25 protein-coding genes are annotated in these 26,180 nt (G+C 71.1%); 8 read left to right on the forward strand and 17 right to left on the reverse strand.

Translation table 11 applies throughout. From position 1 onward, the window contains the following. Positions 1-20: 20 nt before the first annotated feature. Positions 21-1,187, reverse strand: coding sequence for a mechanosensitive ion channel domain-containing protein (locus PQS31_RS15225; protein WP_272763616.1), 1,167 nt, complete (start codon positions 1,185-1,187; stop codon positions 21-23). Positions 1,188-1,261: 74 nt separating this feature from the next. After that, positions 1,262-2,044: a cytochrome c oxidase assembly protein gene (locus PQS31_RS15230; protein WP_272763617.1), complete on the reverse strand. Its 783-nt coding sequence runs from the start codon at positions 2,042-2,044 to the stop codon at positions 1,262-1,264. Between the two features lie 283 nt (positions 2,045-2,327). Between PQS31_RS15230 and PQS31_RS15235 the strand changes: the two genes are divergently transcribed. Beyond that, positions 2,328-2,849 carry a CopD family protein gene (locus PQS31_RS15235; RefSeq protein WP_272763618.1) on the forward strand — a complete coding sequence of 174 codons (522 nt, stop codon included), beginning with the start codon at positions 2,328-2,330 and terminating at the stop codon, positions 2,847-2,849. A gap of 287 nt (positions 2,850-3,136) precedes the next feature. On the opposite strand, the gene PQS31_RS15240 is transcribed toward PQS31_RS15235, so the two are convergent. The 4 genes from PQS31_RS15240 to PQS31_RS15255 are packed head-to-tail and all read right to left on the reverse strand — an operon-like array spanning position 3,137 to position 7,451. Continuing rightward, positions 3,137-3,676 carry a DUF2231 domain-containing protein gene (locus PQS31_RS15240; RefSeq protein ID WP_272763619.1) on the reverse strand — a complete coding sequence of 180 codons (540 nt, stop codon included), beginning with the start codon at positions 3,674-3,676 and terminating at the stop codon, positions 3,137-3,139. A 15-nt stretch (positions 3,677-3,691) separates the two neighbouring features. Beyond that, on the reverse strand, positions 3,692-4,066 hold the full coding sequence (locus tag PQS31_RS15245; protein WP_272763620.1) for a hypothetical protein: 375 nt from the start codon (positions 4,064-4,066) through the stop codon (positions 3,692-3,694). Further along, a complete protein-coding gene (gene ctaD, locus PQS31_RS15250) occupies positions 4,063-6,603 on the reverse strand; it encodes a cytochrome c oxidase subunit I (protein WP_272763621.1) in 2,541 nt (846 codons plus the stop codon). Before ctaD ends, PQS31_RS15245 begins: the two co-directional genes overlap by 4 nt. After that, positions 6,600-7,451, reverse strand: coding sequence for a cytochrome c oxidase subunit II (locus PQS31_RS15255; RefSeq protein WP_272763622.1), 852 nt, complete (start codon positions 7,449-7,451; stop codon positions 6,600-6,602). Before PQS31_RS15255 ends, ctaD begins: the two co-directional genes overlap by 4 nt. 118 nt (positions 7,452-7,569) lie before the next feature. Between PQS31_RS15255 and PQS31_RS15260 the strand changes: the two genes are divergently transcribed. The 3 genes from PQS31_RS15260 to PQS31_RS15270 all read left to right on the forward strand — a co-directional run bounded on the left by PQS31_RS15260 (position 7,570) and on the right by PQS31_RS15270 (position 10,922). Further along, the gene (locus tag PQS31_RS15260; RefSeq protein WP_272763623.1) at positions 7,570-8,847 is read left to right on the forward strand and encodes a putative DNA modification/repair radical SAM protein; all 1,278 of its coding nucleotides are present in this window, start codon (positions 7,570-7,572) and stop codon (positions 8,845-8,847) included. A 136-nt stretch (positions 8,848-8,983) separates the two neighbouring features. Beyond that, positions 8,984-10,390 carry a UdgX family uracil-DNA binding protein gene (locus tag PQS31_RS15265; RefSeq protein ID WP_272763714.1) on the forward strand — a complete coding sequence of 469 codons (1,407 nt, stop codon included), beginning with the start codon at positions 8,984-8,986 and terminating at the stop codon, positions 10,388-10,390. A gap of 100 nt (positions 10,391-10,490) precedes the next feature. After that, positions 10,491-10,922 (forward strand): PepSY domain-containing protein, encoded by a 432-nt coding sequence (locus tag PQS31_RS15270; RefSeq protein WP_272763624.1) that lies wholly within the window; start codon positions 10,491-10,493, stop codon positions 10,920-10,922. A 98-nt stretch (positions 10,923-11,020) separates the two neighbouring features. On the opposite strand, the gene PQS31_RS15275 is transcribed toward PQS31_RS15270, so the two are convergent. The 5 genes from PQS31_RS15275 to PQS31_RS15295 all read right to left on the reverse strand — a co-directional run bounded on the left by PQS31_RS15275 (position 11,021) and on the right by PQS31_RS15295 (position 17,512). Next, the gene (locus tag PQS31_RS15275; RefSeq protein WP_272763625.1) at positions 11,021-11,524 is read right to left on the reverse strand and encodes a hypothetical protein; all 504 of its coding nucleotides are present in this window, start codon (positions 11,522-11,524) and stop codon (positions 11,021-11,023) included. A gap of 94 nt (positions 11,525-11,618) precedes the next feature. Beyond that, a complete protein-coding gene (locus tag PQS31_RS15280) occupies positions 11,619-12,005 on the reverse strand; it encodes a hypothetical protein (protein ID WP_272763626.1) in 387 nt (128 codons plus the stop codon). A 64-nt stretch (positions 12,006-12,069) separates the two neighbouring features. Further along, a complete protein-coding gene (locus tag PQS31_RS15285; protein ID WP_272763627.1) occupies positions 12,070-12,813 on the reverse strand; it encodes a hypothetical protein in 744 nt (247 codons plus the stop codon). Positions 12,814-12,905: 92 nt separating this feature from the next. Further along, positions 12,906-14,933, reverse strand: a complete 2,028-nt coding sequence (locus PQS31_RS15290) for a M3 family metallopeptidase (RefSeq protein WP_272763628.1) — start codon at positions 14,931-14,933, stop codon at positions 12,906-12,908. Between the two features lie 38 nt (positions 14,934-14,971). After that, positions 14,972-17,512, reverse strand: coding sequence for a membrane-bound PQQ-dependent dehydrogenase, glucose/quinate/shikimate family (locus PQS31_RS15295; RefSeq protein WP_272763629.1), 2,541 nt, complete (start codon positions 17,510-17,512; stop codon positions 14,972-14,974). A 152-nt stretch (positions 17,513-17,664) separates the two neighbouring features. Between PQS31_RS15295 and PQS31_RS15300 the strand changes: the two genes are divergently transcribed. Continuing rightward, entirely contained in the window at positions 17,665-19,293 is a 1,629-nt protein-coding gene (locus PQS31_RS15300; RefSeq protein ID WP_272763630.1) for a Na+/H+ antiporter, read from the forward strand. A gap of 38 nt (positions 19,294-19,331) precedes the next feature. Here PQS31_RS15300 and PQS31_RS15305 read toward each other — a convergent pair whose 3' ends face one another. Next, the gene (locus PQS31_RS15305) at positions 19,332-19,667 is read right to left on the reverse strand and encodes a hypothetical protein (RefSeq protein WP_272763631.1); all 336 of its coding nucleotides are present in this window, start codon (positions 19,665-19,667) and stop codon (positions 19,332-19,334) included. A 482-nt stretch (positions 19,668-20,149) separates the two neighbouring features. Here PQS31_RS15305 and PQS31_RS15310 point away from each other — a divergent pair, with 482 nt between their 5' ends. After that, positions 20,150-21,085, forward strand: coding sequence for a hypothetical protein (locus PQS31_RS15310; protein ID WP_272763632.1), 936 nt, complete (start codon positions 20,150-20,152; stop codon positions 21,083-21,085). Between the two features lie 2 nt (positions 21,086-21,087). Here PQS31_RS15310 and PQS31_RS15315 read toward each other — a convergent pair whose 3' ends face one another. From PQS31_RS15315 to PQS31_RS15335, 5 genes are all read right to left on the reverse strand, one after another. After that, positions 21,088-21,792: an RDD family protein gene (locus tag PQS31_RS15315; RefSeq protein ID WP_272763633.1), complete on the reverse strand. Its 705-nt coding sequence runs from the start codon at positions 21,790-21,792 to the stop codon at positions 21,088-21,090. Continuing rightward, a complete protein-coding gene (gene tatC / locus PQS31_RS15320; RefSeq protein ID WP_272763634.1) occupies positions 21,789-22,550 on the reverse strand; it encodes a twin-arginine translocase subunit TatC in 762 nt (253 codons plus the stop codon). The genes PQS31_RS15315 and tatC overlap by 4 nt, the downstream gene beginning before the upstream one ends. Next, on the reverse strand, positions 22,534-22,971 hold the full coding sequence (gene tatB / locus PQS31_RS15325; RefSeq protein ID WP_272763635.1) for a Sec-independent protein translocase protein TatB: 438 nt from the start codon (positions 22,969-22,971) through the stop codon (positions 22,534-22,536). Before tatB ends, tatC begins: the two co-directional genes overlap by 17 nt. Positions 22,972-22,992: 21 nt before the next feature. Then, on the reverse strand, positions 22,993-23,214 hold the full coding sequence (gene tatA / locus PQS31_RS15330; protein WP_272763636.1) for a Sec-independent protein translocase subunit TatA: 222 nt from the start codon (positions 23,212-23,214) through the stop codon (positions 22,993-22,995). A 75-nt stretch (positions 23,215-23,289) separates the two neighbouring features. Beyond that, entirely contained in the window at positions 23,290-24,162 is an 873-nt protein-coding gene (locus tag PQS31_RS15335) for a lipid-binding SYLF domain-containing protein (RefSeq protein ID WP_272763637.1), read from the reverse strand. Positions 24,163-24,337: 175 nt separating this feature from the next. Between PQS31_RS15335 and hemH the strand changes: the two genes are divergently transcribed. Together hemH and PQS31_RS15345 are read left to right on the forward strand one after the other, a co-directional pair. Further along, entirely contained in the window at positions 24,338-25,315 is a 978-nt protein-coding gene (gene hemH / locus PQS31_RS15340; RefSeq protein ID WP_272763638.1) for a ferrochelatase, read from the forward strand. Beyond that, positions 25,312-26,178 (forward strand): alpha/beta hydrolase, encoded by an 867-nt coding sequence (locus PQS31_RS15345; RefSeq protein ID WP_272763639.1) that lies wholly within the window; start codon positions 25,312-25,314, stop codon positions 26,176-26,178. The genes hemH and PQS31_RS15345 overlap by 4 nt, the downstream gene beginning before the upstream one ends. Positions 26,179-26,180: the final 2 nt, after the last annotated feature.

Here is a 26,180-nt window from a genome sequence, read left to right on the forward strand (position 1 = left end):
TCCGTCGCGGAAAGGGGCGTTCACTGTGCGTCGGCGCGTGGCAAGCCGGCGTCGAGATCGGCGCGGGTCACCGTCTCCGCGCCGGGCGAATGCGTGTCGTCGTGATGCACGGGCCGGCTGCGGGCCGCCGACGGGTCCTTCGGCAGCGCGTCGCTGACTTCGTTGCGCAGTCTCGGCAGGGCCTCCGGATGCGCGCGGTTGAGAAACGCGAGCATGCCCTCGCGCACCGCGCAGCGCAGGTCGAACAGGTCGCCGGAATTGCGCGCGCTCACCAGCAGGCGCACCTCGATCGTGTGCCTGTCGGTCTCGGTCACCTGGGTCACGCAGACCCGGCGGTCCCAGCGCGGATCGGCCTCGCACAGGCGCTGCAGTTCCTCGCGGATCGCGCCGATCGGCGCGCGGTGGTCCAGCCACAGGAACGCGGTGCCGAGCAGCTGCGCGCTGCTGCGGGTCCAGTTCTGGAACGGGTTGGAGATGAACCACTGCAGCGGCACGACGAGCCGGCGTTCGTCCCAGATGCGCACGACGACGTAGGTCGAGGTGATCTCCTCGATCCGCCCCCATTCGCCGTCGACGATGACCACGTCGTCGAGGCGGATCGGCTGCGCCAGGGCGATCTGCAGGCCGGCGATCAGATTGCCGAACACCGGCTGCGCAGCCACGCCGGCGACCAGACCGATGATGCCGGCCGAGGCCAGCAGCGCGGTGCCGACCTGGCGCACCTGGGGAAAGGTCATCAGCGCGAGGGCGACGCCGATCAGCACCACCGCACCCTGCAGCACGCGGCTGATCACCCGGGTCTGGGTCTGCACGCGGCGGGCGGCCAGGTTGTCTTCGACGTCGACCGGATGCTCGCGCAGGATGCGATCCTCGACCGCGCCGACCATGCGCGCCAGCAGCCAGGTCAGGCACAGCATGCCGCCGATCGCGATCCAGTGGCGCAGGGTGCCCACCAGTTCGCGCTCGAGCGGCGTCGCCTCGAGCGCCATCGCCAGGAACAGCAGCGGCAGGGCCACGGCCGCCGGCACGGCGACCACGTGGGCGATGCGCGCGCGCAGGTGCTCGCGTGCGTGGCGCCCCGCGGTCCGGGCCAGACGGCGCAGGCTCAGGTGCACCAGCACACCGAGGAGCAGGGCGACCGCGAGAGGCCAGGCGGTGGCGGCCAGCGTGTTCCAGTCCCAGGCCATGCACGTCTCCAGTAACGGAATGGAGAGCCGATGCTGCATTGCGGCAGGTCGAGGCCGCGTGGTCCGCGCCGGGGTCAGTCGCGCATCGGCTGCGCGGAGGCCGGGTCGGGGTGCCGCAGCAGGGTGACCGCCAGCACCAGCCCGACCGCCAAGTAGGGCAGGCCCGACGGCACCCACATCAACAGGCCGGCGAGTTGCTGGTCGCGGGCCGGATCGATGCCGAGCAGCAGGGTGCGGTCGCTGTAGGCCGGGTACAGCAGGCGCGGCGCGAACGTCAGCAGCGCGCCCAGGAAGCCCATCATCATCATCGCCGTGACCAGGGCGACCAGGCCTCCGACGGCGCCCCCGTCACGCGCGCGCAGCCGGCGCCACACGGCCGACCAGAACCACAGTCCGGCCAGCAGCACGCTCGCGTTCATCGCCCGGTGCACCGGCTCGCTGGCGAGCGCGGCCGACGTCGCCGCCGGCAGGTGCCAGGCCAGCAGGATGCCCACGTGGGCCACCGTGGCCGGTGCCAGCGCGCCGGCCGCGCCGTCGAGCCAGCGCGGCAGCCGATGCGCGCGGCCGGCGCCGGTGATCGCAGCGGCCATGGTCGCGCCGGGCCGCCCGGCCAGCAGCAGCGGCGGCGCGAGTGCGAGCAGGGTCATGTGCTGGGCGACGTGCGCCGACAGGGCGTACGCCGCGTAGGCGTCGAGCGGCCACACGAGCGCCAGCGCCACGGTCAGCATGCCGCAGGCGAACCCGCCGGCGCCCACGATGTCGGCGCGCACAGGGCCCGTGTGCTGCGCGCGGCGCGCGTATCCCGCCGCGTACAAGGCGGCCGCGACCAGCAGGGGCACGAGCGTCCACGGCGTCAATGTCCACGCCGTCGCTGGCGTCGGCGGTGGCCCGTCGGGCAGCGCCGCCCATCCGGGCGAGGCGGCCCCGGCGGCGAGTAGCCCACAGACATGGAGGAGTCGGCGCGAACGCATGCCCGGATTGTCGTGCCGGCGCGTGCCGGTCCATCTGCGCACAGCGCGGGGCACCGACTCTAGAGCATCCGCCGCGACGACCATGCCGACGCACCGCCCGCCGCGCGACGCCACACGGGCTTGATCTGCGTCCGCGTAGGCTGGCGCATCGATCCAGCGGGGCAACGCGGTGTATTTCTGGCTCAAAGTGGTCCACATCCTGGCGATGACGGTCTGGTTCTCGGGCCTGTTCTTCCTGCCGCGCCTGTTCGTCGCCCGACATCGCGGCGAGATGGACGCCGATCCCACGTACTGGAATCCGGTCACCAATACGCTGTTCTTCCGCCTGATGACGCCGGCGGCGCTGATCACGATCACCGCCGGTGGCCTGCTGATCGCCTGGAATCCCGCCGGCGCATGGCTGGTGCTGAAGCTGGTGGTCGTGGCCGCCGCGGTGCTGCTGCATCTGTACTTCGGCCTGCTGCTGTACGAGCTGGGCCACGACCGCGACCATCACGGTCCGACGTTCTATCGCGTGATCGGCTGGGTGCCGCTGCTGATGCTGCTGCTGATCGCCGCCGTCACCGGCGCCAAGCCGCTGACGCTCGGCAGCCTGCCGGCGCCGCCTGTGGGCGTGCCGGAGGTCGAAGACCGCGTGCCCGGACTGGAACAGGGCGGCGAGTTGCCTCCGCTGGAATTGCCGGCGTCGTAGGCGGCGTCCGCACTGCCGCGCGCCTTCGGCCGCGGCGCGCCGGTCGCGGCACAGTCCCCGCACGCGTCGCATTCGCCCCGTTTCCCTCGTGACCCCGAGCTTTCGGCCCGCATCGAGATCCGATGGCGTGAGCGGGGAGGGGCGCCGCCGGCCTTGTACCGCGCGGACGTGTCAGTACTCCGGCAAGGGCCGGCTCAGTTGGGCTGCAACCCCGTCACCCGAGCAGCAGCCGGTTGGACAGCCCGATCGCATCCGCCCCACGTCACCGGAGGCCAGGCCCCGGCGTGTCATTCCGCCGGCGGCTTCTTCACTGCATCGCGTCCGCTCGCGGAATCGGTTTCCTCGTCGCCGTAGACGCCGATGCCGTGGCGGAAACTCAGGGTGCCGCCGAGCCAGCCGGCCACGCCGACCAGCACGGCCATCACCGCCGACGACAGCAGGCCCCAGGGCCAGACCGCGGCGACGGGGTCGGGCACGCGCAGCCACACGCCGAGCGCGGCCATCGCCAGCACCATCACCGCGACGATGAAGTGGTTCCAGGCCGACACGTGCCGGCGCACGACGCGGATCGACATCATGTCCAGGGTGCCGACCAGGCCGGCGAGCACGCCGAAGCCCAGCCCGCCGACGTTGAACCAGAACGAGAGTTCGGCCCAGAACGGGGCGCCCAGCCACAGGTAGAGCACGTCGGTCACGACGACCATCGACAGGAACGCGATCGGAAACGTGACCAGCATCGGATGGATCGGATGCTTGGCGATCGCGAGCACGCTCTCGACCGTGTGGCTCCGGGTGCGGGGGACGGGTTGTTTGAGATCCTTGCGCATCGGGTCCTTCGCGCCTCAGGCGCAGGTCGGAAGCAGCGCCAGTGGCGCCGCGGTGAACATCACGCCGAGCGCGGCGAGGGCGGCGCCGAGCAGGCTCAGCACGGTCATGAACTGCCGGCGCGTGTGGTCGGCGCGGCCGGCCGCGTCGCCGGCCTGCAGCAGTGCCCGGCGGATGCGCCAGACGCGCAGCGCCTCCCAGGCGATCGCCGCGATCACGCCGGCGGTGAGTGCCCACAGCACCCAGGTCATGGTTTCGAGCCCGGCGACCCGCGTGCGCCACAACGCCTGTGCGCAGGCCAGGCCCTGCAGGCTGTAGAGCGCGAGGAAATGCAGGGCCCACAGCGCGAACGGCGCCGACATGCGGGTCAGGGTGATGCGCGGCGTGTTCACAGCCACCTCGGGAACAGGTGAAGGACGGCCCAGGTGACGGCGCCCAGACCCACGACATAGCGCCAGAAGCCGGCGGCGATGCGTGATTCCAGACAGCGCACCGCATCCACGTATCCGCGATGGATGCGCAGCGCGACGAAGCCGCCGATCAGCATCGCCACGATCACATGCACCGCATGGAACCCGGCCATCGTCCACACCACCGACGCATAGGCGTGCACCTGCGGCGCGCCGACCGCCGCCCACAGCGCAGGCAGATGCACGGCCAGCAGCACCGCGCCGGCGGCGATCGCCATGACGTGCCAAGCGATCGCCGCGCGCGTGCGCCCCGCCCGCAACGCCGCCGGCGCGCGCCAGGCCGCGAGCAGCGGCGCCGCCAGCATCACCAGCGACACCACGGCCGGCGTCCACGCCATCGCGGTCGCGCCGCCCGCGGGCCAGGCCGGTGCGTTGAGCCAGAGGTAGAAGTAGGCGAACACGAGCGATGCGAACAGCGAGCCGTCGATCAGCAGCGAACCGACCAGCGCCCACCAGCCGGGCGCATTCTTCGCCGCTGCCTGGGTGGGCAGGCGCCGACCCGGCGCGACCTCGATCTCGACCGGTGCGTGGCGGTCGCCGGTGGTCCATACCCACCGCAGGAACACACCGATCAGGGGCACCAGCATCAGGATCGACAGCCAGTACTGCGAACTGATGAAGCCCGCCAGCAGCACCGCGATCAGCGCCGCGGCCACGATGGGCCACCAGGTCGAACTGGAGATGCGGATCACCTGTTCCGGCTGCCCGGACTGGATGCCGGTGCCGATCAGTTCGCGCCGGTCGTCGTGCGCCTCGCCGAGCAGGCCGTCGGTGCGGCGCGTGGCCTCGACCACCTCGGGCGTGTCCCACAGCGGATAGCGACTCTCGATCTGCGGCACCGAGGCGAAGTTGTAGCTGGGCACCGGCGTGGGCACCGCCCATTCCAGCGTGCCGGCCTGCCAGGGGTTGTCCACGCCGCGGCGGCCGAGCAGGAAGCACAGCGCGACGTCGATCAGGATCGCGATCACGCCGACCGCCATCACGAAGCCCGCCGCCGTCGACAGCAGGTTGAGCCAGTGCACGCCCAGCTCCATCGCATAGGTGTCCACGCGGCGCGGCATGCCGGCCATGCCGGTCACGTGCATCGGCAGGAAGGCGAGGTTGAAGCCGATGAACACCAGCCAGAAGCCGCTGCGGCTCAGCGACTCGCTGGGCATGCGGCCGCTGGCCAGCGGCAGCCAGTAGTACAGGCCCGCGAACAGCGGGAACATCAGGCCGCCGATCAGCACGTAGTGCAGATGCGCGACGACGAAGTGGGTGTCGTGCACCTGCCAGTTGAACGGCACGAAGGCCAGCATCACCCCGGTCAGCCCACCGCAGACGAACACCACGAAGAAGCCGATGATGTAGAGCATCGGCACGCGCAGCCACGGCTTGCCCGCCCACAGCGTGGCCAGCCACGCGAAGATCTGGATGCCGGTCGGAATCGCCACCATCATGCTGGCCGCGCTGAAGAACGCCAGCGCCAGCAGCGGGATGCCGACGGTGAACATGTGGTGCACCCACAGGCCGAAGCTGAGGAAGCCGGTGGCGATCAGGGCCAGCACGATCCAGGTGTAGCCGACCATCGGGCGACGCGCGAAGGTTTGCACCACCATCGACACCACGCCTGCCGCGGGCAGGAAGATGATGTAGACCTCGGGATGGCCGAACAGCCAGAACAGGTGCTGCCACAGCAGCGGATCGCCGCCGCGTGCGACCTCGAAGAATGCGAAATCGAAGGCGCGCTGGATCTCGAGCAGGATGCTGGCGAGGATCAGCGGCGGGAAGCCGAACGCGATCATGAAGGCGGTCACCAGCATCGCCCAGACGAACAACGGCATCCGCCGCAGGTCCATGCCCGGTGCACGCGTGATCAGGATCGCGACGATCAGCTCCACCGCCGAGGTCACCGCGGCGATCTCGGCGAACGTCACGCCGATCAGCCAGAAGTCCGGGCCCTTGCCCGGCGAATAGGTCGCATCGCTCAGCGGCGTGTACATGAACCAGCCGGCGTCGGGCACGCTGCCGAAGATGAAGCTCGAATACAGGAACAGGCCGCCGAACAGGTAGCACCAGTAGCCGAAGGCGGACATGCGCGGGAACGGCAGGTCGCGTGCACCGATCATCTTCGGCACCAGGTACATGCCGAAGCCGCCCATGATCGGCACCGCGAACAGGAACATCATCGTCGTGCCGTGCATGGTCACGAACTGCGCATAGCGCTCCGGGTCCAGCACCTCGAGCCCGGGCCAGGCCAGCTGCAGGCGCATGAACATCGACAGCAGCCCGCCGACCAGCAGGAACGCGAAGCCGGTGACGATGAAGCGCATCGCGACCGTCGAATGGTTGACCGCGGTCAACTGGCCGACGAGACCGGGGGCGTTCGACCACACGCGGTCGAGCCGCGCCAGGCGATCGGCGTGGCGCAGGTGGTCGCCCGGCGTGGGAAGGGTGTGGTCGGGGGTGGCCGGGCTCACAGCACGTTCTCCGAGGCGCGATGGCGCGGCGGTGCGCGACCGGCGGGCGCATCGGCCGACGGCGGCTCGTCGTCGGGACGCGCCGGGCGTGTGGCCAGCCAGTCGGCGAGCGCGTCCGGCGCGACGATGCGGACCGGGAACACCATGCGCGCATGCTCCAGGCCGCAGAATTCAGCGCACTGGCCGCGCATCGGCGTGTCGCGGTCGGCGCGCAAACGGAGCGTGTGCACGCGGCCGGGAATCGCATCGATCTTGCCGCCCAGCCGCGGGATCCAGAAGCTGTGGATCACGTCCTCGCTGGTGATCCGGAATTCGACCATCCGTCCCAGCGGCATCGCCAGTTCGTCGATGCTCTCGCCGATGATCCGGTCGTCCGCATCGCGGTAGCGGAAATGCCATTGCCACTGGCGTGCGGTGACGTCGATCACCGCGTCGGGCTCTTCGCCGACACCGGTGACCCGTGCGCTGGTCAGCGTGCCGTAGACCAGCAAGGCCGCGACGACGACGACCGGCAGCACCACGCCGCCCCAGAGGATCAGACGCTCCGGTCGACGGGGCGCCGCGCCCGGTTCCCGGCGACGCAGCGTATGCCACAGCAGGGCCAGCACCCCGAACCAGACCACGGTGAACAGGCCGGTCATCAGCCAGCCGCCGCGGGCGATCTCCGCGGCCGCCGGCCCCGCCGGCGCGAGCATGGACTGGGGGCCGGAGCAGGCGCCCAGCAGGACGGCCATCAGGCCCGCCGAAGCGGCGCCGGCATGGCCGGAGAAACGTATCCGGATGTCGATGATCGTGCCGCCCCAGTGTCCGCGTGCCACAGGCTGCCGGTCGGCCAGCCCGACAGGCACGCTAACGAACCGCGCGGCGAGGCAATGTGAATGCGTCGTGTGCACGGCGCCTCACGGCGGCCATGCGCGGGCCTCGGCAGTCTCACGGTCTGAGACGTCGATACGCCACCGTGCCCGCGTGAACCTCACCGACAAACTCGCGATCCTGGCCGACGCCGCCAAGTACGACGCCTCCTGCGCGTCGAGCGGCGCGAACCGGCGCGATTCGGCGAAGACCGGCGGCATCGGCAGCACCGAGGGCATGGGCATCTGCCACTCCTACACGCCCGACGGGCGCTGCGTGTCGCTGCTGAAGATCCTGCTCACCAACTTCTGCGTGTTCGACTGCGCCTACTGCGTCAATCGCGTGTCCAGCAACGTGCGCCGTGCGCGGTTCACGCCGGAGGAAGTCGTCACGCTGACGCTGGATTTCTACAAGCGCAATTACATCGAGGGCCTGTTCCTCTCCAGCGGCATCATCCGCAACGGCGACTACACGATGGAGCAGCTGGTGGAAGTCGCGCGCAGCCTGCGCGAGGACCATCGCTTCGCGGGGTACATCCATCTCAAGACGATTCCCGACGCCGCGCCCGAGCTGCTGGCCGCAGCCGGACGCTACGCCGACCGCCTGAGCATCAACATCGAACTGCCGACCGAGGCCGGCATGAGCGCGCTGGCGCCCGAGAAGACCCATGCCGGCATCCACGGCGCGATGGGCGAACTCAAGTGGCGCATCGACGAGGACAAGGACGCACGCCGCGTGAAGCGCCAGGCCGTGACGGTGCGCCGCGCGAAGGCGCCCCGGTTCGCACCGGCCGGGCAGAGCACGCAGATGATCGTCGGCGCCGACGGGGCCGACGACCGCAGCATCCTCGACACCAGCAACCGCATGTACGGCACCTACCGGATGCGGCGCGTGTACTTCTCGGCCTTCAGTCCGATTCCCGACGCGTCGAAGACGCTGCCGCTGCAGTCGCCGCCGCTGCTGCGCGAGCACCGCCTCTACCAGGCCGACTGGCTGCTGCGGTTCTACGGCTTCGACGTCGACGAGATCGCACCCGGCGCGGGCGAAGGCGGCGCCGCGGACGGCCGGGCCGGAATGCTCGATCTCGACGTCGATCCCAAGCTGGCCTGGGCGCTGCGCAATCCGGCGCGGTTTCCGGTCGACATCAATCGTGCCCCGCGCGAACTGCTGCTGCGCGTGCCGGGGCTGGGCGCGCGCAACGTCGAGCGGATCATCGCCGCGCGCCCGCACGGTGCCCTGCGTCTGGACGATCTCGCCCGTCTGCGCGTGCCGCTGAAGAAGATCCTGCCGTTCGTGATCGCGCCCGGCCATCACCCGCGCCAGCGTCTCGACGATCCGGCGCGACTGCGTGCCGAACTCGCCCCGCAGCCGCGGCAGGCGAGCCTGTTCTGATGGCGGTGCGGCGTCGGGCGGACGCGCGCCCGCGCGCGTGGCGGTTCGATCGGAAACGTCCTCTCAGGGGCACGCGCCGCTGCGCGCGAACGACGCGCATGAGTCGCCCGGCATGAGTCGCGGCGCCGCGGCCCCGCTGGTTGCCGCCCGCGTCGACCCGCCCTGGGATCCCGCGGCCTGGCGCGCCGCCGCGCGTGCCGCGTTGCGGGCCGGCGTCGCGCCCGAGCGCATCGACTGGAATGGCGGCGATCAGGGCTCGCTGCTCGGCGGCGCCGATCTGCAGACACTGGCGGCCGTGCGCGACGCTCCCCGGGTGCCGGCCGAGTTTCTCGCCTTGGCCGATGCCGCCGTGTGTCATCGCGACGGTGACCGCCACGGCCTGCTGTACCGGATTCTCTGGCGCCTGGCCGAGGGCGAGCGGTCGTTGCTGCAGCGCGCGTCCGATCCCGACGTGCACCGCGCCCGCACGCTCGCCCAGGCGGTGCGTCGCGATGCGCACAAGATGAAGGCCTTCGTGCGGTTCCGCGCGGTGCCGGGCGCCGACGAGGAGTACGTGGCCTGGTTCGAGCCCGGTCACTGGATCGTCGACCGCGTGGCGCCGTTCTTCGCCCGCCGCTTCGCCGGCATGCGCTGGGCCATCGTCACCCCCTACCGCACGGCGCTCTGGGACGGCGAGGCGCTGGCATTCGCGCCCGGCGGCTCGCGCGGCGACGCGCCGGCCGAAGACGCGCGCGAAGACCTGTGGCGCACCTACTACGCCCACATCTTCAATCCGGCGCGGCTCAACCCGACGATGATGCGTTCGGAGATGCCGCAGAAGTACTGGAAGCTCCTGCCCGAGGCGGCCCTGTTGCCGGACCTGATGCGCGAGGCGGGCGTGCGCGTGCGCGAGATGGCCGAGCGCGAGCACGCCGCCCCGCGCCGGAAGATTCCCGTCGCGCCTGCGCCGGCGCCGGTGGTGGACGGCAGCCTTGAGGCCTTGCGCGAATCCGCGCGTGACTGTCGCCGCTGTCCGCTGTGGCAGCCGGCCACGCAGACCGTGTTCGGCGAGGGCCCGGCCGATGCGCGCACGATGATCGTCGGCGAACAGCCCGGCGACGAGGAAGACCTGTCGGGCCGACCGTTCGTCGGCCCCGCCGGGCGGCTGTTCTCGCGCGCGCTGGACGAACTCGGCATCGACCGGCGCACGCTGTATCTGACCAATGCGGTCAAGCATTTCCGCTTCGAGCCGCGCGGCAAGCGGCGCTTGCACAGGCGCCCGGACGTGGCTCACATCACCGCCTGCAACGGTTGGCTGCAGGCCGAGATCGCACACGTGAGGCCCGAGCGCATCGTCTGCCTCGGCGCCAGCGCCGCGCGCGCGGTCTTCGGGCCGGGCGTGCGATTGACCGAAGAGCGCGGCATCTGGCGCACGCGCGAAGACGGCGTGCGCGCATTCGCCACCGTGCATCCGTCCTGGGTGCTGCGTCAGGGCGACCCGTCCGCCCAGGCGGCCGCCTATGCGGGCTTCGTCGACGACCTGCGCCAGCTGGTCACGGCCTGAACAGCGGCCTGCGCTGCGGCTGAACGAGCGGGGCCGGGTTCACTCCTGCTTCGCGCCGGGCCGCCAAGACTCGCCCCACCCAGAAACGAGGAGAGTTCCGATGAAGCAGACGACTGCTGTCCGTGGCCTAGTCCTGGCCCTGTCGCTGGCCGCCGGCGCCGCCGTGGCCCAGGACGCGATGACCAGCGCCCAGGTGCGCACCGCGCTGACCGACGGCGGCTATACCGACATCAGCGATGTCGAGTTCAAGAACGGCATCTGGAAGGCCGACGTGCGCGATGCCAACGGCAACAAGATCGACGTGCGCCTCGACCCGGCCACCGGCCGCATCTACCCGGAGAACGCCGGCGCGACCAGCCTCGGCGAAGCCGACATCCGCGCCAAGCTCACCGCGGCCGGCTACACCCGGATCGACGACGTGAAGTTCGACGACGGCATGTGGGAAGCCGAGGCCGACAACGCCCAAGGTGTGCGCATGGATCTGAAGCTCGATCCGCAGGACGGCCGCGTGGTCAGCGAAAGCCGCGACTGACGGCTCGTCTCACACGCCGGACCCGGCGCATCCGCGAAGGCCCGGCCCCGTGTCGGGCCTTCGTGCGTCCGGCGTCACGCGGCGGGGCCGCGGCGCCGTCAACGGCGGGCGTGCTCGGGCACGGGCACGTCGAGCGGCATGCGGTCGCGCACGCAGACGGCGGCTTCGCGCACGGCGTCGTCGTGCTCTACCACGCAGCGTGCAGCGATCACCGCCCAGCGCGAAACCGCGTCGCCGCGTTCGGCGAGCGCACCGGTGTCGAGCACCCAGCGGCTGATCGCGATGATGCGGGCGCGGTCCTCCTGCGAGGCGGTGGCATCGAGCGCAGCCGCGCTGATCACGAAGCTGTGTGCGAACTGCGCCGTCGCGCGTTCGGCGGTCACCGCCGCCGGCGCGCGACCGTCCGGCGCCTCGATCAGCTCCTGCAGGCGGATCGCCTCACGCGCCTTGAGATCGCCGGCCGATCCGATGCTCGTGCGCAGCAGCACCGTCGTGGTCAATGCGCCGATGAACATGCCGCCCAGCAGCACGAAGATGCCGCCGATCAGCATCGGCGTGCGCGAAGGCGCGCGCTCGTGCGCGTCCGGGGAGCTGTGATTCACGAAGCGACTCCGTCGCCGGTGTGGCCCGGCGCGCCGCATAGGCTAGCGCATGCGCGGCCGGCGACCGCGGCAGGCGCCCGGTGCGGCGTCCGGCTCAGCGCAGCCAGCCGGCGAGTTCCTCGCGGCTCAGCCGACCGTCCCGGTTGACGTCGATCGCGTTGAACTCGGCCGCCAGCGTGGGATGCGCGCGGGCCTCGGCGCGGCTGATGTGCCCGTCGCCGTCGCTGTCGAGCGCCGCGAAATCGATCCGGTACTGATCCGACGCCACCTGCCGCGGCTCGTAGGACTGGACGATGATCTGCTGGCCATCCTCGCGGTCGAGCGTGACCACCCCGGTCTGGCGACCGGCCTGGGATGCGGGGCGGGGCAGGTCGCGGTGGCTTTCGATCGGTGTGGTGCTGACCTGGGCGGCCACCAGCGGCGAGGCCAGGGCCAGACCGAGGCTCAGGGCGACGGTACGTGGGCGAACGCGCAGAACCATGACGGGCTCCTCGATGGACGGGCCGCCACGATGCCGCGGCGGTCCCGCATCCCGCGTGAACGGCTCAGCCGACCACGCGGCGCCGGCGGAGCCGGAGCGCGACGGTCTGCAGCAGCAGGGCTGCACCGATCGCCAGCGCGACCCAGGCCGATGTGGTCGAGCCGGCGAGCGGCCAGTCGGTCTGCTTGATCCACACCGCGAACAGGCCCCACAGGGCGACGGCGGTGTAGACGGGATTGCCGCGCATGCGCGCGTTGAGGGCCAGCAGCAGTGCGGCCGCCACCGCCCACAGCACGAGGCTCCAGCCGAGCATGCGACTGGTGGACACGACGCCCTCGGCCACCAGGGTCTGGGCCAGATTGAGGAAGGCGGCCAGCGACAGCCAGCCCGCGTGCAGCGACAGCGCCACCCAGGCCAGCCGACGCCCGCGGCCGTGGCTGCCCGACAGCTGCAGCGCACACCAGGCCAGCGCCGCCAGCGCGGCGAAGATCACGACCACGCAGGTCCAGAAGAAGCCCGCGGAGAACAGCGGCATCCACACCGCCGTGAGCGCGAAGCCCGCGGCCGCCGCCGGCGCGATGCGACCGAGTGCGGGATCGTTGCGCCGTGCCCCCGTGGCCTGCCAGACGGCGTAGGCGACATCGAGCAGGAAGATCAGGCCCCACACCGAAAACGCATAGCCGGCGGCGACCAGCAGCGTCGGGTAGCGGTTGGAGATCTCGGCCTGGTCGGGTCCGAAGGCGCCGGTCTGCGACAACCAGGCGACGAGTGGCATCGCAAGGGCACAGAGCACAACGATCAGGCGCATGGGGGCTTCTCCGGCGGAACCGGCGCGGATGCTCGCACCGGATGCGTGAGGACCCCGTCGCATGGCGGACCCGGCCGGCCGCCGGGCCCCGCTCAGGCGGCCATGCCGCCGTGCCGCAGCAGGGCGGCGATGTCGGGATCACGGCCGCGGAAGGCGCGGAAGTTCTCGATCGCGTCACGGCTGCCGCCGCGCGCCAGCACTTCGTCGCGGAAGCGCGCGCCGGTCCCGGCCACGCCCGCCTCGCCGGCCTCCTCGAACGCGGCGTAGGCATCCGCGCTCAGCACCTCGGCCCACTTGTAGCTGTAGTACCCGGCCGCGTAGCCACCGGCGAAGATATGACCGAACTGGTTCGGAAAGCGATGCCAAGCCGGCGTACGGGTGACCGCCACCTCGTCGCGCACCCGCTCGAGCAGCTGCATCACGTCGTCCTCGGCCGGATCGAAGCCGGCGTGCAACTGCATGTCGAACAGCGCGAACTCGATCTGGCGCAGCGTGTGCAGGCCGCTGTGGAAATTGCGCGCGGCCAGCATGCGGTCGAACAGGGCGCGCGGCAGCGGCTCGCCGGTATCGACGTGTGCGGTCATCGCCTGCACGCGCGACCATTCCCAGCAGAAGTTCTCCATGAACTGGCTCGGCAGTTCGACGGCGTCCCATTCCACGCCGTTGATGCCGGCCAGCGGCAGCTCGCCGACCGCGGTCAGCAACTGGTGCAGGCCGTGGCCCATCTCGTGGAACAGCGTGATGACCTCGTCGTGGGTGAACGTGGCCGGACACCCGCCCTGGCCGCGGCCGAAGTTGCAGACCAGATAGACCACCGGCGTCTGCACCGCGTCACCGCGCGCGCGGCGGTTGCGGCAGTCGTCCATCCAGGCGCCGCCGCGCTTGCCCTCGCGGGCATAGAGATCGAGATAGAACTGGCCGACCAGCGCACCATCGGCATCCACCAGGCGGTAGAAGCGGGCATCGGCATGCCACAGCGGCGCGGTGTCGGGTTCCACGCGCAGGCCGTAGAGCGCGTGTATCACGTCGAACAGCCCGGCCAGCACGCGGTCCTCGGTGAAGTAGCGTTTCACCTCCTGGGCCGAGTAGTCGTAGCGCGCCTGGCGCAGGCGATCGGCGGCGAAGGGGATGTCCCAGGACTGCAGCGCATCCAGGCCCAGGCTGTCGCGGGCGAAGGCCTCGAGCTCGGCACGATCACGCTCGGCGTGCGGTCGCGCGCGCGCGGCGAGATCGCGCAGGAAGCCGAGCACCTCATCGGGCGAGGTGGCCATCTTGGTCGCCAGCGAGAGCTCGGCGTAATTGGCGAAGCCGAGCAGTGCGGCCTGCTCGGCGCGCAGCGCGAGAATGCGCGCGATCAGCGGACCGTTGTCGAGCTCGGCCGGGCCGGCCTCGGAGGCGCGCAAGCCGTAGGCCCGGTAGAGGGTCTCGCGCAGGGCGCGGTCCTCGGCATAGGTCTGCACCGGCAGGTAGCACGGCATCTGCAGCGTCAGCGTCCAGCCCGCATGTCCGCGCGCCTCGGAGGCGGCGCGCGCATTGGCGACGACGTCCGCCGGCAGGCCGGCCAGACGCGCTTCGTCGTCGATCTGCAGGGTGAACGCATCGGTCGCGTCCAGCACGTGTTCCGAGAACGTCGCGCCCAGCGACGCCAGTTCCTGGCGCACGGCGGCGAAGCGCGCCTTGTCCGCATCGTCGAGCGCCGCGCCGCCGAGGCGGAAGTCGCGCAGGGCGTGGTCGACGATGCGTCGGCGCAGCGGATCGAGCCCCTGGGCATCGGCCTCGTCGGCCAGCCGCCGGTACTGCGCGTACAGCGCCGGATCCTGACCGAGCGCGCTGAAGAAGCCGGTCACCTTGGGCAGCGCCGCGTTGTGGGCCGCACGCAGCTCGGGCGTGTTGACCACCGCATTGAGGTGGGTCACCTGGTTCCAGGCACGGCCGAGGCGTTCGGTTGCATCGTCGAGCGGCACCACGACCCGCTCCCAGCTGACCGGCTGCGTGCGCCCGGCCACGGCGACGGCCGCCTCGGCTTCGGCCACCAGCGCATCGATCGCGGGCTGGACATGGGCGGGCGTGATCGCGTCGAAGCGGGGCAGGCCGGTGGTTTCGAGCAGGGGATTGGTCATGGGGGGCAGGAGTCGGAGGGCGTCCCGATTCTAGGCCGTCACTGCCGACGCGGCAGCGCATAGGCCGTGACGTGGTCGCCGGCTGGCGTTTCCATGAAATGGTGGCCGCCGCTCATGATCACCAGGAACTGGCGGCCGCCGACCTCGTACACGGCCGGTCCGGCCTGACCGCCGGCCGGGAGCACGTCACTCCACAGGGTCTCGCCGGTCTCGATGTCGATCGCGCGGATCAGGTCGTCCGTGGCCGCGGCGATGAACACCAGACCGCCCGCGGTGACGGCACTGCCGGCGTTGTTGGGCGTGCCGATGTCGATGGGCAGCATCGACGGAATGCCGAACGGCCCATTCCTGCGCGCGGTGCCGAACGGGCGGTCCCAGATCGTGCGGCCGGTCGCCAGCGAGATCGCACGAATCCCGCCGTAAGGCGGCTGCTTGCACAGCAGGCCGGTGAACGGCAGGCGCCAGCCCGCGTTGACGTCCACCGCATAGGGCGTGCCGAGCTGCGGATCGCCTGCACCCTCGGCCGTGCTGCCGCCCATGTCGCCGCCGCGGGTGTTGCCACGGCCACCTTCGGCCTCGGGATCACCGGCGATCTCGCGCGGCTGCCAGCCCAGCCGGTCGGCGCGGTCGCGGGTGACGAGCCTGTTGTAGTTGGGCATGTCGTTGTAGTTGGCGACGATCACCCCGCGGTCGGTGTCGACGGCGATACCGCCCCAATCCGAGCCGCCGTTGTAGCCGGGGTACTGCACGAACCGGCGTTCGGCGGTCGGCGCGGTGTAGATGCCGTCATAGCTCGCATGGCGGAACTGGATGCGGCACACCAGCTGGTCGATCGGCGTGATGCCCCACATGTCGCGTTCGGTGAGGTCGCGCTGGGCCAGCGTGTGATAGGTCGAGAACGGCTGGGTGGGCGAGCGGCGGTCCGGCTCGACGCCGCCGCCGGGCACCGGCCGCTCCTCGACACCGACCAGCGGCTGGCCCGTGCGGCGGTCGAGCACGTACATGTCGCCCTGCTTGCTCGGCAGCACCAGCGCCGGCACGGCGCCGGCGTCGGTCGGGAAGTCCACCAGCGTGGCCTGCGAACCGAGGTCGTAGTCCCAGACGTCGATGTGCACGGTCTGGAAATGCCAGGCCGGGCGGCCGGTGGTCACGTCGAGCGCCACCAGCGACGTCGCGTAGGCGTCTTCTTCCGGCCGGCGCGAACCGCTCCAGTAGTCGGCCGAGGAATTGGCCATCGGCAGATAGACGTAGCCGAGCGCCTCGTCGCCCGACGCGATGGTCCACATGTTCGGGGTGCCGCGGGTGTAGGTTTCGCCCTCCGGCGGCAGGCCGGTGATGTCGGGGCGCACCATGTCCCAGGCCCAGCGCAGCTCGCCGGTGACGGCATCGAAGCCCTTGATCACGCCCGACGGCGCCCAGCGACGCTGGCCGTCGAGCACCTGGTGGCCGGTGACGACGACGCCGCGCACGATCGTCGGCGGCGAGGTGATCGACACGTAGCCCGGCGGCGTCTCGCCCATGCCCTCGGTGATGTCGACCTGGCCGTTGTCGCCGAAGTCGGCGCACGGCGTGCCGGTCTGCGCGTCGACCGCGATCAGGCGGCCGTCGAGCGTGCCCTCGATAACCCGCGTCGCACAGGCGCGCGGACCGCCGGCAATGGCGACCGGCGGCGCGGCGCCAGCGGACGCGGCCGTCGATGCCTCGCTCGCGAGCTGCGCAGGTGCGGTCCCGGGCGAGGCGTAGAAGGCCACGCCGCGGCAGGCGGCGGTGTAGGGAATGTAGGCATCGTCGACCTGAGGATCGTAGCGCCAGCGTTCCTCGCCGGTCGCCGCGTCCAGCGAGATCAGGATGTTGCGCGCCGTGCACAGGTACAGCGCATCGCCGATCTTCAGCGGTGTGGTCTCCGCACCCCAGCGATGCTCGGGCAGATCGCCGGTGCGATAGGTCCAGACCTTCTCGAGCTGGTCGACGTTCTCGCGGTTGATCTGGTCGAGGCGGGTGTAGCGGGTGGCGGCGTTGTCGCGACCGTAGGCGCCCCAGTCGCCGTCGGCCGGCGCATCCGCAGGCTGTCCGCCGCGCGCTGCAGGGCGCGGTTCCACGGCCATCGGGCGATGCGCGCTCCAGTCGGCGCGTGTCACACCATGGGGCGCGAATGCCAGCGCGAATGCGGCCACGAAGACCAGGCCCAGGACGCCGGTGACGATGTAGGACGCGCGGCGCGACGGTCCGCCCGGCAGGCGCGGCGCCAGCAGCGCCACCGCGATCGCCAGCACCACCATCAGGCCCAGTCGCGGAATCCAGCGCCAGTAGTCCAGACCCGACTCCCACGCCGTCCACGCCAGCGTGCCTGCGAACACCGCGGCGAACCCGATCAGGCCCCAGCGCCGGCCCAGCGCAATACCGGCGCCGGACACGAGCAGGCCGATGCCGGCCAGCAGGTAATAGCCACTTCCCCCGATCGCCAGCAGCCAGCCGCCGCCGCCACCCAGCACCAGTCCGAGCAGGACCAGCAGCGCGCCGAGGATGCGGGCCGACCAGCCGGCCCGCAGGCGGGAGACCGTGGACGTGGACGTCGTCATGTCGGAACCCTGGTGCGGCGAAAACGCCCCAGGTTAGGGATCCGTTCGCACACACCCTGTGATCACGCTCCGGTCGGTTCAAGGAGCGCTGCACGATGTGCACTGCGCGCTATGGTGGCGCGCCTGTGCGTCGAGGAGGAGGACCGCCTGCCATGCATTCGATCGAAGTGGTGCTGGTGATGCTGCTGGCGGTGGTGGTCAGCGGCTATCTGACCCGGGTGCTGCAGCGCTGGGTGCCGGTTCCGCTGCCGGTGGTGCAGATCGCGCTCGGCGCCACCATCGCCGGCGTGTTCGGCCAGGGCGTGGCCCTGGACCCGCATCTGTTCTTCGTGCTGTTCCTGCCGCCGCTGTTGTTCCTCGACGGCTGGCGCATCCCGAAGAGCGGCCTGTTCCGCGATCGCGGGCTGATCCTGCCGCTGGCCCTGGGCCTGGTGGTGTTCACGGTGCTCGGTGCGGGCCTGCTGATCCACTGGCTGATTCCGGCGATGCCGCTGCCGGTGGCGTTCGCACTGGCGGCGATCCTGTCGCCGACCGATCCGGTCGCGGTGTCGTCGATCGCCGCGCGCGCGCCGATTCCGCCGCGGGTCATGCACATCCTCGAAGGCGAATCGCTGCTCAACGATGCCTCGGGCCTGGTGTGCTTCCGCTTCGCGGTGGCGGCGGTGATGACCGGCAGCTTCTCGCTGGTGTCGGCCTCGCTCACATTTTTGTGGGTGGCACTGGCGGGCGTGGCGATCGGCGTCGCGGTGACGGTGGCGATCAACCGCGGCCATGCGCTGGTCTCGCGCGTTTTCGGCGAGGAGGCCGGCACGCCCATCCTGATCAGTCTGCTGACCCCGTTCGGTGCCTATCTGCTCGCCGAGCAGGTGGCGGCATCGGGCATTCTCGCGGCGGTCGCGGCTGGCATCACGATGAGCTACGTCGAGTTCAGTGGGCGGGCGCTAGCGACGACACGCGTGCAGCGCGCCGCGGTGTGGGACACGGTGCAGTTCTCGCTCAACGGCATCATCTTCGTGCTGCTGGGCGAGCAGCTGCCGTGGATCGTCGAGCGCGCCGCCACCTCGGTCCGCGAAGCCGGCCACGCCACGCCGTGGTGGCTGGCGATCTACGTGGCGGTGATCTCCGGCGCCCTGCTGGCGCTGCGCTTCGCCTGGGTGTGGGTGTCGCTGCGCATCGCCTTGTACCGCCGCCACGATCGGCGCGCGCCGCCGTGGCGCCTGGTCGCGGCCATGTCGGTGGCCGGCGTGCGCGGCGCGATCACCCTGGCCGGCGTGCTCACGCTGCCGCTGCTGCTGCCGGGGGGCGCGCCGTTCCCGGCCCGCGATCTGGCGATCTTCCTGGCCGCTGCGGTCATCGTGGTCTCGCTGCTGCTCGGCAGCGTCGCATTGCCGCGGCTGTTGCACGGGCTGACGTTGCCCGCGGAGGACGCGCCCGATCGCGATATCGATCGCGCCCGCCACGCCGGCGCGGTCGCCGCGGTGGCCGCGGTCGAACGCGCGCAGCACGCCTTGCCCGCCGCACAGGCCGATCCGGATCTCTACGCCAGCGCCGCCGTGCGGGTGATGGCGCTGTACCAGGAGCGCCTGCGCCGCGGCGGCGCCGGAGTCGTCGAAGCCAGCGAACTGCGCCGTGCCGACGCGGCCGAGCGTGCCCTGCGGCTCGCGGCGGTGGAGGCCGAGCGCGACTGCATCCATCGCCTCGCGCGGCAGCGCGCGATCTCCGATGAAGTGGCGCGACGGCTGGTGCGGGATCTGGATCTGCTGGAGGCGCGGTATCGGTAGTGTGGTGTGGGCCTCGGCTTCAGCTTCGGCTTTGGCTTCTATCTTTGCTTCTGCTTCTGCTTCTGCTTTTGTTTTTTGCCGTTGCCGTTGCCGTTGCCGTTGCCGTTGCTGTTGGCTTTCGATCTTCGAGCCGTAAAGCGAGCCGAGCATCGCAGGGCGGCGGGGCCGAAGAGCAGCCCATGTCTGAGCGAAGCGAGTTTGGGCTGCGTGCCCCGCTGACCGAGAAGCGCAGGGGCCCGCCGCGGCTTCATGCGGCGGATCGCGTCCGGCGAAGGGACTTTTTGGTTCCTTGTTGGTCCTTCAAAAAAAGGAACTCGCACGCGCAGCGGGCGAAAGCTCTGCACTTGCTTCGTTTGCTTGTCTTGCGTGGCCACGCGAGACCGCGAAGAACAGAGCTTCCGCGCTGTTCGCGCGGCTTACTTTTGTCTTGTCAAAAGTAAGCAAAACCGCCATCGCCGGACACTCGCCGATGCGATGAAGCCGCATCGGTCCCCTGCGCTCCTCGCCTGACGCGGCACGCAGCCCAAACTCGCTTCGCTCAGACATGGGCTGCTCTTCGGCCACGTCAGGCTGCGGTGCTCGGCTCGCTTTACGGCTCGAACGTCAAACGCTGAAAGCCAAAGCCAAAGCCAAAGCCAAAAGCCGAAGCCGGAGCCGGAGCCGGAGCCGGAGCGTCAGCAGGTGCAGCTGCCGGAGGCGCAGCAGAAGATGACGTAGCCCGAAGTCGACCAATCCGGCCGCCATATCCGCGCAAATCGCGCCCCGTCGCCCGCCGGCCATGCGACCCCATGCAGTACGATGAGCACCCCTCGTGGCAGTTCGCCGCGGGGTGCTCCCGGGACTGGACTAGGCGGCAATGACGATTCGAAAGGTAGGGGCCGGTCACGGCTGGACATGGCTCGTGCAGGCGGTCAACGTGGGCCGCGGCAATCCCCGCGCGGTCTACGGCGCGATCGCGATCGTCGCGTTGCTGGCGCTGCTGCCCAGCGTGCTGCAGCTGGTGCTGCAGGTCGCCCTCGGACTCGATGCGCAGGCGCAGCTCGCAGTCATCGGCGCGACGTCGCTGCTGTCGATCCTGGTGTACCCGCTGCTGATCGGCGGCGTGATGCGTGTCATCGATGCCGTCGAACGCGGCGGCCCGGCGCGCGCCGCGGACGTGTTCTCGACCTTCTCCGCCGACGCCGGCGCGGGCCGCCTGGTCGGCTTCGGCATGCTGATGGGCGCGCTGTACATCGTCACCTTCTACGCGCTGGTCAGCCTGTTCGGCGAAGGCGTGCCCGAGTGGTATCTCGAGGTGATGACGCTGTCGCAGGAGATGAGCGCCCAGGGCGGCTCGCCTGCGACGCCGCCCGAGATGCCCATGCCGCCGGCCGGCATCGGCCCGCTGATGGCGCTGGGGCTGCTGGTGGGCATCTATTTCGCCACGGTCTATGCAATTGGTCTGGCCCAGGTGGCGCTGGGCGGGCGGCCGGTGATGGCCGCGTTCCGGGACGGCCTGGCCGGTGCGCTCAAGAATGCGCTGCCGGTGCTGGTGGTCGCGGCGATCGCGATGGCCGGTGGCTTCGCGCTGATGCTGGTGTTCGGCATCGTCGTGCTGATGATCACCGTCGTCGCCAGCCTGGTGCATCCGGCGCTCGCCGGGCTGCTGGTGCTGCCGCTGTACATGGCGCTGCTGCTGGTGCTCTACATCGTGATGTTCGGCGTCATGTACGCGATGTGGCGCGACATCTGCGCGCCGCAGGACACCGGTGCGGTGGGGCCGGCGTCGCCCCCCGGCCAGATCGAACTCTAGGCTCACCCCAGCCAGGCGGCATCGAGTGCGGCCGTCAGGCTCCGGTCCACCGCGCGCAGCAGCAGCGCCAGCAGCAGGACGCAGGCCGGCAGCTGCAATGCCAGCCAGATCCGCACGGCCGGCGGCACACGCCGCGCATCAGTGCGTACCACGCGGATGCCGGCGATCCGGTCGTGCAGCGCCTGGTGACGCGGCGCCCAGGCCGCCAGCGCGTGTCCGAGATTGAGACTGAGCCACGACAGCAGCCCCGCCGCCTGGCGCAGTCCGGCGCGCAGGAGGCCCGGCGGCAGGCCGTCGTCGTCGATCACCTGCAGGCCGAGCAGCCGCTTGCCCGGCGTCGCCTGCCAGCGGCTGCCCTCGAAAGCGGCGAACCAGACCAGCGACAGCAGGGCGAAGGCCAGCATCGGCCAGCCCAGCAGCGCGGTCAGCGCGGCGGTCAGGGCGACGACGCCGGCGTGCAGGGCGGGATCACCGAGCCAGTGCTGCATCAGGGCCATCGGCGAAGCGCCGCTGTCGACGGCGGCCTGCATGCTGCCGGCCATCGCCCGGGTGAGCGCGTCGAGCGCACGGCCGCAGGCCTCCAGTCCGGCCGAGAGCGTGCGATGCAGCGCCACGGCCACCAGCAGCGCGATGGCCGCGGCGTCCAGCGACCAGGCGGCATAGCGATGCACCATCGGTGCGTGCGCGGGCGTCGGATCGCCGCTCATGCCTGCTCGTCGCGCAGCGATCCGGCCTTCGGCGCGAGCAGGCGGGCGGCGACGATGCCGGCCTCGTACAGCAGGCACATCGGAATCGCGAGCATCAGCTGCGAGATCACGTCGGGCGGGGTGATGACCGCCGCGAGCACGAACACGCCGACGATCGCGTAGCCGCGCGCCTCGCGCAGCTGGTCGGTGGTCACCCAACCCATCAGCACCAGGATCACCAGTGCCACCGGCAACTCGAAGCTCAGCCCGAAGGCGAGGAAGATCACCAGCACGAAATCGAGGTAGGCGTTGATGTCGGTCATCATCGCCACGCCGTCGGGCGTCACCAGGGTGAGGAAGCGGAACACCGACGGCAGCACGAAGAAGAACGCGAACGCGCAGCCCACGTAGAACAGCGCGACCGCCGACGCCAGCAACGGCATCGCCAGACGCTTCTCGCGCTTGTACAGGCCGGGTGCGACGAAGGCCCAGGCCTGGTAGAGCAGCCACGGCATCGTCACCACGAGCGCGGTGAAGAAGGCCAGCTTCAGCGGCGCGAAGAACGGCGAGGCGACCTCGATCGCGATCAGGTGCGCGCCGTCGGGCAGCTTGTCGAGCAGCGGCTGCGCGAGCATGCCGTAGAGGGTGTTGGCGAACGGCAGCAGGCCCAGCAGCACCAGTCCGGTGCCCGCCAGGCCGCGCATCAGACGCATGCGCAACTCGATCAGGTGTTCGATCAGACTGCCGTCGCCGGTGTCGTCCTCAGCGTGCAGCGCCATCGCCGGGGTCCTGTGTCAGCGTGGAAGTCGGGGCCGGCGTCGGCGGCGTCGTGGGATCGGCGGCGATCGCGCCTTCGGGCAGGGGGGGCGGCGGTGGCGCGTCCGGCATGCGCCGTGCGGCGTCCACCAGCGCTTCGGTGTCGCGCCGGGCCTGCTCAACACCCTCGCGCACCCGCACGCCCGCATCGCGCAGCTGGGTGCCGACGTCGGCGATCGACTGCTGGGCCTCGCGCACGCTGCGCTTGAGCTCCTCGGCCGCCAGCTCGCGGTCGAGCTCGGACTTGACCGAATACCACTGCGACCGCGCGCGTCGGATCCACACGCCGGCGAAGCGCGCGGCCTTGGGCAGACGCTCGGGGCCCAGCACGATCAGCGCGATCAGCCCCAGGATCAGCAGTTCGCCGGTGCTTATCCCGAACATGGGTGCAACAGATGCCGCGCGTCAGCGCGGCACGTTGTCGTCGTGACGTGCGCGCTCGGACGGGGCCGGATCCTGCGAACGGTCATCGAGACGCTCGGGCGTCTCGTCGTCGTGCATGCCCTTCTTGAAGCCCTTGACCGCCTCGCCGAGGTCGCGCCCGGCGCCGCGCAGCCGTTTGGTGCCGAACACCAGCAGGACGACGAGCAGGACGATGAGCCAATGCCAGATGCTGAAACTGCCCATGGCAGGTACCGGTGAAGTCGGGTGGACGGCGAGGATACCGCAAGCGGCGGTGCAGGCCGCCTGCGTCGGGGCCGATCAGTATTCCGGCAGCGGTTCGACGGTCGCCGGCTGGTCGTCGACGGGCTCGAAGCCCCGCGGCCGCGGATCGCTGGGCTGCGCCGGAATCGTCGTCGCCTCCGGCACCTCGCGGATCGCCGGCGCGGCGGTCGACGCGCGTGCGACCGGCACGGCGCTGCCGCCGCGGGCAACGCGCGCCGTGGCACTGGCCTCTTCCAGCCGGTCGCGGAAGTCGACGATCGCATTCGACGGCGCCTGGCCGGCGCGGTTTTCGAGGATCGCGCGCGGCGTGCTGTTCGGTCCGTAGACCGCCACGTTGGCGTCGTCGTCGATCTGCAGCACGGCGCCGTCGAGGGCGACGCCGGCGAACAGCCCGCGCGCGCGCGACCACGACCAGATCTCGGCCTTGAGCTGGCCGTCGGTCAGCGCCGCGGCGTTGCGGCCCACCGGACCGGCGGCGACGCCGGCATCGGCGCCCAGGGTGAACTTGCCGTTGACGATGGATTCCAGGCTGCGCTCGTTGCGGAACACCAGCACCACGTCCGACGACTGCACGCCGGCCTGGAAGCCGATGCTGCCGCCGGTGATGCGCACGAACGCGGGATTCGACCAGGTGCCGTCGGGCGTCTTCACCGACATCAGGCCGTGGCCGCGGCGGCCGCCGATGATCAGGCCGGCCTTGACGGTGTCGGGAATGACCACGATCGCGCGGGCCTCGTCGAGCAGCTTGTCGGGGATGCCCGATTCCGGAATCGCCTGGATCTCACCGAGCACCCGCACCGCATTCTGGGCGCGCGCGTCCTCGCGCGGGCCGGCGAATGCGGCGCCTGCGGCGAGCGAAAGGCCGAGGGCGAGCGCCAGCAGGGCGCGGGGGCGGCGGATCGTGGTCATGCGGACTCCAGGGGCGGCGCGTGCCGCGGAACGGACACGGGATCGGACAACAGGCGGCACACGGAGTTCAGGCTAGTGACGGTCGAATGAATCGCCGGTGAGTTCATCCGCGTGCGGGCCACGGACCCGACGCGGCCGCCTGCCCAAGGGCCGGGGCGCCTGCCATCCTATGCGCATGACCACCTCCGCCCATTCCTCCGTCCCGGCCGTCGTGCTGGTGAACCTCGGCACGCCCGATGCGCCCACGCCCAAGGCGGTCCGCCGGTATCTGGCCGAATTCCTCCACGACCACCGCGTGGTCGCGCTGACGCGCTGGCTGTGGTGCCCGATCCTGCACTTCGTCATCCTGCCGTTCCGCTCGCCGCGGGTGGCGAAGCTCTATGCCGGCGTGTGGATGGACGGCGGCTCGCCGCTGGCGGTGCACACCGCGCGGCTCACCGAGGCGGTGCAGCGCGAGATGCCGGAGGCGCGCGTGGTCCACGCCATGCGCTACGGCAACCCGTCGCTGCGCACCGTGCTCGAACAGCTGCGCGACGCCGGGCATCCGCGGGTGCAGGTGCTGCCGCTGTATCCGCAGTATTCGACGACCACCACGGCCTCGGTCGGCGACGTCGTCGACGCGGTGTTCGGCCGCGACGGCCGCGCGCGGATGCGCGCCGACTATCACGCAGACTCCGCGTGGGTCGAGGCCGTCGCCGCGTCGATCCGCGCCCACTGGGACACGCACGGTCGCGGCGAGCGCCTGTTGTTCTCCTTCCACGGCATTCCGCAGCGCCTGGCCGACGCCGGCGACCCGTATCCGCAGCACTGCCGCGCCGGCGCCGATGCGATCGTGCGCGCGCTGGGCCTGCGTGAGGACGAGGCGCTGCTGACCTTCCAGTCGCGCTTCGGACGCGAGCCCTGGCTGCAGCCCTACACCGACGAGACGCTGAAGGCGCTGGGCGGCGAGGGCGTGCGCACGATCGACGTCGTCTGCCCCGGCTTCGCGGTCGACTGTCTGGAAACGCTGGAGGAGATCGCGCTGCAGAACGCGGAGATCTTCCACGAACACGGCGGCCAGGCGCTGCGCTACATCCCCTGCCTCAACGATGCACCGGTGCACGCACAGGTCTTGGCGGCACTGGCACGGCGCGATCTGGAGGCCGACGCTTGACCGCGTCCGGCGCGGGGCGGCCGTTCGAGGTCGAGATCGGCATCGGCACGGTGCACGGGCTGCGTTTCGGCGCGCCCGGCGGACGACGCGTACTCGCGCTGCACGGCTGGCTCGACAATGCGGCGAGCTTCGTGCCGCTGGCCGCGTACCTGGACGGCCTGGACATCGCCGCGCCGGATCTGCCCGGGCACGGCCGCAGCGCGCACATGCCGCCGGGCACCGACTACACCTTCGTCGGCGCCGTGCACCAGGTGCTCGACATCGCTGATGCGCTCGGCTGGGAACGCTTCGCGTTGCTCGGGCACTCGATGGGCGCGGGCATCGCGAGCCTGGTGGCCGCCGCGGTGCCGGAGCGGATCGAGCGCTTCGTCGCGATCGAGGCGCTGGGCGCGCTGCCCGAGACCGTCGAGCAGACGGTACCGCGGCTGCGCGACGCGGTGACGTCGGCGCGTGGTCTGCCGCAGCGCGCCTTGCGGGTGTTCCCGGATCTCGATGCGCCGGTGCGCGCGCGCATGCGCGTCAACGCGCTGACCGAGGCCTCGGCGCGGCTGCTGGTCGAGCGCGGCGTGCGCGACGTCGACGGCGGGCATGTCTGGTGCAGCGATCCGCGCCTCACCGTGCCCACCGCGGTGCGCATGACGCCCGATCAGGTCGATGCCCTGATCGCGGGCATCGAGTGCCCGACCCGGGTGATCTATGCCGATCCGCCGCAGCCGTATCTGCCCGAGCCGGACCGCTCGCGGCGCGCGCGTCTGCTGCCCGATGGCGATCTCGCCGTCATCGCCGGCGGTCATCATTTGCACATGGAACAGCCGGGCGAGGTGGCGGCGGCGATCGGCGATTTCCTGCAGCGCACCGCCTGAGC

It is taken from the genome of Luteimonas sp. BLCC-B24 (assembly GCF_028550595.1).
Taxonomy (GTDB): Bacteria; Pseudomonadota; Gammaproteobacteria; order Xanthomonadales; family Xanthomonadaceae; genus Luteimonas.